This window comes from Xanthomonas sp. SHU 308 (genome assembly GCF_000364645.1).
GTDB classification, from domain to species: Bacteria; Pseudomonadota; Gammaproteobacteria; order Xanthomonadales; family Xanthomonadaceae; genus Xanthomonas_A; species Xanthomonas_A sontii.
The window spans coordinates 1-2,691 of record NZ_AQOK01000286.1 but is presented as its reverse complement, the minus strand read 5'-3'; the positions used below and the strand labels follow the sequence as shown (position 1 = coordinate 2,691).

Here is a 2,691-nt window from a genome sequence, read left to right as displayed (position 1 = left end):
TTGCGGCTGCGCCACCGGACGCAGGCCGGCGCGCAGCAGGCCCAGGCCGTCGGCCAGCACCTGCGCGCCGAGCGCGGCCAGGCGGTCGTGCAACTGCCCGCCGGTCTCGTCGGCACCGATCGGGGTCCGCTGCGACAACAGCACCGGGCCGGTATCCAGACCCGCTTCCATCTGCATCAGGCACACCCCGGTCTCGCTGTCGCCGGCCTCGATCGCGCGCTGGATCGGCGCGGCGCCGCGCCAACGCGGCAGCAGCGAGGCATGCACGTTCCAGCAGCCATGGGTCGGGATCGCCAGCACCGCCTTGGGCAGGATCAGCCCGTAGGCCACCACCACGATCAGGTCCGGCTGCAGCGCGCGCAGCGCCTGCAGGGTTTCCGGCGCGCGCAGCGTCTGCGGCTGCAACACCGGGATGCCGCGCGCCACCGCCTCCAGCTTGACCGGCGACGGGGTCAGCCCGCGGCCGCGCCCGGCGGGCCGGTCCGGCTGGGTGTAGACCGCGACCACTTCATGGCGCTGCGCAGCCGCGCGCAACGACGGCACGGCGAAGTCCGGCGTACCGGCGAAGACGAGTTTCATGGAGGCTGGGAACCGGGAATAGGGAATGGAGAATGGGAAAAGCGCGAACCCGGAAAGGCCACGGGTACCGCACTTACGATTCCCGTTTCTCCATTCCCGGTTCCCCGCTTCAAGCCACGTGCTTACGCGCCTTGGCCAGCTTCTTGCGCACCATTTCGCGCTTGAGCGGGGACAGGTAGTCGACGAACAGCTTGCCGTCGAGGTGGTCCATCTCGTGCTGTACGCACACCGCCAGCAGGCCGTCGGTGCTCAGTTCCTGCGGCTGGCCCTGGCGGTCCAGGTAGCGCACGGTGATGGCGTCGGCGCGGGTCACGTCGGCGTAGATGCCGGGGACCGACAGGCAGCCTTCCTGGTACACCTGTTCGCCGTCGCGCTGCACGATCTGCGGGTTGATGAACACATGCGGGGCGTTCTTCTCCTCGCTGACGTCGATGACCATGAAGCGCTTGTGCACGTCGACCTGGCTGGCGGCCAGGCCGATGCCGGGCGCGTCGTACATGGTCTCGAACATGTCGTCGAGCAGGCGTTGGAAGGCTGCGGAGGTGACCTCGGCGGCGTCGACCGGCACCGCCTTGGTACGCAGGCGCGGATCGGGGAATTCGAGAATGGGGAGCAGGGCCATAGCGGTACCCAAGATGGGGGCGCCGGACGATTCGGCAAGACCTGCGGATTCTACCCGTTTCTGCGCCCGCCGCTTGCGCCCGCACCAGGGTTCTGCACTATAGTGCGCGAACCTGTTGGGGAATCAGGCTCCGCGCTCATGTTCAATCGACTCCGTACGGTCGTCGCCGTGGCGATGCTCACCGTGGCGACCTACGCTGCTTCCGCCAGCATGGCCGCCGAACACCCCGACACCTACGTGGTGCGCAAGGGCGATACGCTGTGGGACATCGCCGGGCGCTTCCTCGGCAAGCCCTGGCTGTGGCCGGAAATCTGGCAGGCCAATCCGCAGGTGCACAACCCGCACCTGATCTACCCCGGCGACGTGCTCAGCCTGGCCTACCTGGACCGGGTGGCGCATGCCGAGGTCAAGCCGGGCCCGCGCCAGGACGCGCCGATCGACGCGATCCCGCTGGCGCAGGTGGAGCCGTTCCTGAAGAACCTGCGCGTGGTCGAGCGCATCGACAACCTGCCCTACGTGGTCGGCACCGAAGACAACCGGCTGCGCGCCACCGACGGGCAACTGGTCTACGCGGTCGGCCTCGGCCAGGCCCAGGCCGGCCAGCGCTACGCCGTGGTCCGCCCGACCGTGCGCTACCTGCTGCCCAAGCTCAGCGACGACCTCGACGCCGAAGGCCGCAGCATCCCCGGCAGCGGCAACCTGTGGCGGACCTTCGTGCCGCCGGACAAGCGCCGCGAGACCCTCGGCTACGAACTGGCCCAGGTCAACATCGGCACCGTCGCCCGCGTGTCCGCCGACGGCCGCCAGGCCACCGGCCTGCTGCTGCAGGACAACGCCCGCGAAGTACGCGCCGGCGACCGCCTGATTCCGGTCGAGGCGCAGCCCTACGACCTGCAGTTCGTGCCGCATCCGCCGTCCGAGCAGGCGATTGCCGCCGGCCTGCGCGTACTGGCGGTGGCCGACGCGTTCAGCGCGGCCGGCCCGCGCGACGTGATCGCCATCTCCGGCGGCCGCCGCGAAGGCATCGACAACGGCACCGTGGTGTCGCTGTGGCGCCACGGCACCCGGGTCAACGACCGCGTGCGCCACCCCAACACTTCCCGCGCCGACGACGGCTTCACCGGCGGCAGCGGCACCGTGGCGCTGCCGGACGAGTACGCCGCGCACGCGATGGTGTTCCGCACCTTCGACAAGGTCAGCTACGCGCTGGTGATGGACGGCATCAAGCCGACCCGGATCGGCTACGACGTCAAGCACCCGGACGCGCGCTGACCCGCGGCCGGGGACTCCCCCTACAGCGATTGCAGACGGCGCCCGAGGGCGCCGTCCGCGTCTGCGGCCTAGGCTGGGCGCATGTCCAGTCCGGTCATCGCCCCTGCCCACACACCCGCCGACCCGGCCCTGCTACGCCTGTCGCTGGCCGGCGGCGCCAGCGCCCCACGCCGGCTGCTGCTGGAGCAACACGGCAGCCCGGCCGCGGCGCTGGCCGC

3 protein-coding genes are annotated in these 2,691 nt (G+C 70.6%); 1 reads left to right on the top strand and 2 read right to left on the bottom strand.

The window, feature by feature from the left end:
- Both fmt and def read right to left on the bottom strand, forming a co-directional pair.
- Positions 1 to 579 (bottom strand): methionyl-tRNA formyltransferase (gene fmt, locus D588_RS0110460; RefSeq protein ID WP_017915931.1); only part of this gene is annotated, 579 nt, incomplete at its 3' end.
- 109 nt (positions 580 to 688) lie between these two features.
- A complete protein-coding gene (def, locus tag D588_RS0110455; RefSeq protein ID WP_017915930.1) occupies positions 689 to 1,201 on the bottom strand; it encodes a peptide deformylase in 513 nt (170 codons plus the stop codon).
- A 138-nt stretch (positions 1,202 to 1,339) separates the two neighbouring features.
- Between def and D588_RS0110450 the strand changes: the two genes are divergently transcribed.
- Positions 1,340 to 2,473, top strand: coding sequence for a LysM peptidoglycan-binding domain-containing protein (locus D588_RS0110450; protein ID WP_026143577.1), 1,134 nt, complete (start codon positions 1,340 to 1,342; stop codon positions 2,471 to 2,473).
- The last annotated feature ends 218 nt before the right edge of the window (positions 2,474 to 2,691 follow it).